This window comes from Thermodesulfobacteriota bacterium, assembly GCA_031082315.1.
Lineage (GTDB): Bacteria > Desulfobacterota > QYQD01 > QYQD01 > QYQD01 > QYQD01.
Genome location: JAVHLC010000028.1, coordinates 1 through 4,558, shown reverse-complemented (window position 1 = coordinate 4,558; position 4,558 = coordinate 1). Strand labels below are relative to the sequence as shown.

Genomic DNA, 4,558 nt, shown 5'->3' with positions numbered 1-4,558 from the left:
TTTCTCCGTTTTCTCAGTATTCGGCACATGCAAAAACCTAACCGGACAAAGCTGAGTCGGAATAGAAATTCTTGATGCTTCCAAGAAAATGAACATTAAAACAATTCTCTCCTACGAACTCGAACTTGATAATAAATTGATTCGAAAAAGCGCCTGATCGGGTAACCGGGGGATTCTCTCCCCCGGTCCTCCACCCAGAAATAGGCCGACTGGGACGTTGTTTCTTACGTTGCAACATGCTTGACAGAAGCGAATAAATGCCGTTCCCAAAACTGTCTGGATCAACAAACCGCTGCATCCCAAAAACGATCCGGAGGTACACTAAATTTTAAACGGAAGTGTCTCAAGGTCATTGACAAGTCCCGACTTTGCGTAATGACTGGAGCGATTGGAAGGAACTGATATTTCAAGAGGTTAATTATGCCGTTTAAACCGAAAATTACTATAACGCCGAAAATCAATAAAGCTCTGGTTGAAATTGAGCGGGTGCGGGGTTTTCTTGACGCCGTCAATCTCAAGGATGACTGGGTTAGCGATATGCAGGTAAAAGCCCTTATCCTTGAGTCTCACCACTCAACGCATATTGAAGGCACGGCGATAACGTTTTCGCAGGCACAGGATATTTTATCCGGCAAAAAGGTTAAAGGCGTCAGCCGTGACGATGAAAGAGAGCTTCTTAATTACAAGAAGGCAATGGATTTTATTTCAAGGTATCTCGGAAAAGACGATCCTGTTTCAGAAGGGCTTGTCCGGGAGCTTCATAAAATCCTTGTCCGTGGCGTGCGTGGCAGTGAAGCCCAGCCCGGGAATTACAGAAAGATACAAAACTACGTTGCCAATTCACGCACAAAAGAGATTATTTATACGCCCCCGGCACCTCTGGAACTGCCTCATCTTATGCGGGAGTTTGTGGATTGGATAAACGATAACATCGAGGAAGTCTCACCGATACTCACCGCAGGGATTGCCCAGTTTCAGTTCGTGCATATTCACCCTTTTGTTGACGGTAACGGCAGGACGGCACGGCTTCTTTCCACGCTCATTCTTTATAAGACAGGCTACGACTTTAAGCGGTTATTTACAATCTCTGAATATTACGACAAAGACCGTCCGGCGTATTACAACGCTATCCAGTCAGTGCGTAAGAATAAGATGGATATGACGGTCTGGCTTGAATATTTCGTGGATGGGCTTCGCTCACAGATGAAAGAGATACAGAGCAAGGGTAAAAGGATTATCAGTGCGGATAAAGTTGTCAAGCAGTTTGAAGATAAAGGGCTGAACGACCGTCAGGCAAAGATTATCCGGTACTTAGTTGTTAATGATCAAATAGACAATGAACAGTGCCAAAAATTATGCGACACGCTTAAAAGGACTGCCACCCGTGATTTAACAGCACTGGTTGAAAAAAATATTATTGAGCGTCTGGGTGAGAAAAAAGGGACTTATTACGTTTTGTCCTCTAAAATAGCCGAAAAAATAAGGGACATTAAGGGTCAGACTTAAGGGACATTAAGGGGCATAGATTGGGACAAGGCTGGCAGAAAAAATCTACCGTGGCACTACTGATGTTTACTGTCCGCGGGACGTTCTTCGGTCTTTTCCATCATGTTTCCGATTTCAATTCTTGCTCTATACGTTCGCTTAGAAACATTTTAAGCAAGGACTGATAAGGAATGTCACGTTTGTTTGCCAAAAGTTTAAGTTCTTCTATCATGAATTCCGGAAGACGCAACGAGATCGTTTTAAGTGAAGGCTTGAGATTTGGTAAAACTACCCTCCCGGCCTTTTTCCAATCGACGTATTCAGTTGAATCAGCGGTGGCCCAAAAATTACGCTCTTCATCTTCCGATGTAAATTTCGGGAGCTTCTTTTTCATAATAATTCGTACTCCTTTCTCTCTTTCTTGTTCATATCCCTGGCCGAGATGACCCGGATACGATTACCCCTGATCGTAAAAACTACAAATAAATACCTTTGGGCGTCTGTATTATAACTCCCGTCTATGCCGGAGCCTTGGACAACAGGCAGGCCCTTACCAGTCTGGCCTCCTCATAGGTTACCGTTCCGTCCGAATGCTCTACTATGGAAGAGACCGGGACGTTCGTGCTGAACATGCCTGGCAGTTTTACATACCAAGAAATCCCGAATCACGCGTGCGGTTTTGAGGAATGCTTTTCTTCTCTTTAATCCTATGCCCTTCTGCACGAACGGCCCAGCGCTAACCGGCCACCTGCTTTTTGGCGGTCCGTGTTGAGCGCTTGGTTATGCGTGCTGTTTTCTGTGCGAGGTCGATTAGCGACAGAAGGGCGCTGTTAACGGCTTGTTCGTTTGGGAAGGCTTTAGCTACTTCCGGGTCAAGGACAACAATATTTGATGATTCACGCAGACGCATCGCATACTTGCCGCGCACCAAACCGCCAGGGAAGTCTGACCGTTTGTACTCCTCACGCAATTCGTCTTTATTGCTCGTTTTAACCTTCTTCATATATCTTTCGCTCTCCTTTGCTCGCAACGCGAGCACTTATTATTCGAATAGTTTCTCTGCCCTCCGTATGAGCCACCACTAACAACCTGCCTCGTTCTGAAACACCGAAGGTTACGTACCTATCCTCGCTAATTGAATGGTCTGGATCTGCGCCAGTAGCGGCCATCGGATCTTTTAATGCTGTTGCGGCTTCCTCAAAAGAGACCTTGTGCTTACGTAAATTTAAGCGGGCCTTCTTCGTATCCCATTCGAATTTCATATTTTTAATTATATCATTCTCTAATCTTGATTACACGCATAATCTGGATAGGGAGGAGCCTAACGACTTCCCCCCTCCCGCACCATCCGCCTTCTATCCAACCGCTTGTGCAATACTGACGGAGTTACTCCTTTTACTCTCTTTTTGAAATCAAAAGAAAAGCAATCTAAGAAGCAACGCCCCCTGCTCCTCTCACTTTCCTAATACATTGTCAACTTAGAATCTGATTTCTGAGAAGCAACTCGATTTTTTGAGATAGTAACGGCTCACATAAAAAATTTATGCAGTATTTACACAACATTGGATTCAATATATTTCTGGCGATCCACTTCAAAGTGAGTTACTTCTCAGGAATCGAATCTTAAGGGCGTCCCGGTTTCCGGTTCTAACCGGCCGCCTGCTTTTTGGCGGTCCGTGCTGAGCGCTTGGTTCGGCAAGTGTCTGGCACCAGCTTGATTTCCAGATGACAGCCGACAGCCTGGGCATATTTTTTCAGAGTAGTCAAGGATGGCGCATGTTTCCCCGCTGCTTCCAAGCGAGAAACGGCGCTTTTTGTTGTTCCCATCCGCTCCGCTACCGCTTCCTGGGTAAGGCCGGCCCTGGATCGTGCGGCAAGCATCTCGCGAACAAGTGTGTACTCCTCTTCCAGGTCTTCGTATGCTTCCCTGAAATCCTTCCGCTTCAATGCCTTTTTGAGGAACGCCTCATGGTCATGAGGAACCGGTTTATATTTTAATTCAGCCATTCTGAACCTCCTTAAGCCTTTTCCGGGCAATTTTCAATTCTTGCTCCGGGGTTTCTTGTGTTTTCTTCACGAAAGCGTGGAGTATCACGACACGCTGGCCAATGACGAAACAATAAAACACGCGACCGATGCCTTCCCTGCCGCGTGGTCTCAACTCGAAAAGACCTCCGCCCATTGCCCGTGAATGCGGCATGCGTAGATGTGGCCCGAACTCCATCAGAAGCTCCACAATACGTGCAAAATCGGCCAATATGTCGTCAGGCCAGGATTCGATTTCGGCTTTGACGCGTGGATGAAAATAATCAACGATGTAGCCCATGGTTTTTACGTTAGCAAAATTGCTAACCCATGTCAACTCCCTTGCATATCCCGGATCGTAATTATTGAACATGCACAGCGAGCGCATTCCCCGCTGCTTGCAGTGGGGTTAGCGAGCGAATAAGATGTATTTTACCTTGCATACGGAGATTCCCCGCAGCTTGCTGCGGGGAGCTTCAATCTCTTCTATGTTCTCTGCCAATCGGGATAGTATTGTTAACTTAGAATCTTAAGGGCCCACTTTCTGTTCCGCAAAACCCCACAACCCCCCCTTTTTTGCTTGACGTCACTACCCTTTTTCTCTATGACTATGAAAAAAGACAGTCGACAGCTAAAATATAATGTTATGCGTCCTGGAGAATGCTGTGCACGAACAAGAGAAGCTGAAAGAGGCTAGGTACTTTGCGCGACGTATGGAAGCTTCGATAGATGATCCTGAAGCCTTTCAGTATGAGTTAAGTGCTTTTCTATCTGCTGCCCGCTCCGTGCTTCAGTACGCACTGGATGAGGCAAAACAGAAGCCAAACGGGCAACGGTGGTACGAGGCGCAAGTGAGTGGTAATGCCGTGTTGAAGTTTTTTAAAGACAAGCGCGACCTGAATATTCATGCCGAACCGGTGCGGCCTTCAAGGCATATCGCGGTGGCTATTACCGAGCACATCACCATTTCGGAGTCGATCAGAATAGAAATACTGGGGTGTACTGTCAATAGTGGACAGGGCCACTTTAGGCAGCTCTCCTTTTAATA

Annotated in this window: 7 protein-coding genes and 1 pseudogene; 2 read left to right on the top strand and 6 right to left on the bottom strand. The window is 46.4% G+C overall.

What is annotated here, in order from left to right; genetic code table 11:
• Positions 1–420 precede the first annotated feature (420 nt).
• The gene (locus tag RDU59_12820; protein MDQ7839362.1) at positions 421–1,506 is read left to right on the top strand and encodes a Fic family protein; all 1,086 of its coding nucleotides are present in this window, start codon (positions 421–423) and stop codon (positions 1,504–1,506) included.
• Between the two features lie 100 nt (positions 1,507–1,606).
• Here RDU59_12820 and RDU59_12815 read toward each other — a convergent pair whose 3' ends face one another.
• From RDU59_12815 to RDU59_12790, 6 genes and pseudogenes are all read right to left on the bottom strand, one after another.
• The gene (locus RDU59_12815; GenBank protein MDQ7839361.1) at positions 1,607–1,879 is read right to left on the bottom strand and encodes a BrnA antitoxin family protein; all 273 of its coding nucleotides are present in this window, start codon (positions 1,877–1,879) and stop codon (positions 1,607–1,609) included.
• Positions 1,876–1,989: pseudogene (locus tag RDU59_12810) on the bottom strand (BrnT family toxin). The gene RDU59_12815 and the pseudogene RDU59_12810 overlap by 4 nt, the downstream one beginning before the upstream one ends.
• A 232-nt stretch (positions 1,990–2,221) precedes the next feature.
• A complete protein-coding gene (locus tag RDU59_12805) occupies positions 2,222–2,488 on the bottom strand; it encodes a hypothetical protein (protein MDQ7839360.1) in 267 nt (88 codons plus the stop codon).
• Complete coding sequence (locus tag RDU59_12800; protein ID MDQ7839359.1) at positions 2,475–2,747, bottom strand: BrnT family toxin; 273 nt, start codon at positions 2,745–2,747, stop codon at positions 2,475–2,477. The genes RDU59_12805 and RDU59_12800 overlap by 14 nt, the downstream gene beginning before the upstream one ends.
• Positions 2,748–3,132: 385 nt before the next feature.
• On the bottom strand, positions 3,133–3,492 hold the full coding sequence (locus RDU59_12795; protein ID MDQ7839358.1) for a helix-turn-helix transcriptional regulator: 360 nt from the start codon (positions 3,490–3,492) through the stop codon (positions 3,133–3,135).
• Entirely contained in the window at positions 3,485–3,811 is a 327-nt protein-coding gene (locus tag RDU59_12790; protein MDQ7839357.1) for a type II toxin-antitoxin system RelE/ParE family toxin, read from the bottom strand. The genes RDU59_12795 and RDU59_12790 overlap by 8 nt, the downstream gene beginning before the upstream one ends.
• Before the next feature lie 364 nt (positions 3,812–4,175).
• Here RDU59_12790 and RDU59_12785 point away from each other — a divergent pair, with 364 nt between their 5' ends.
• Positions 4,176–4,556: a hypothetical protein gene (locus tag RDU59_12785; protein MDQ7839356.1), complete on the top strand. Its 381-nt coding sequence runs from the start codon at positions 4,176–4,178 to the stop codon at positions 4,554–4,556.
• Positions 4,557–4,558: the final 2 nt, after the last annotated feature.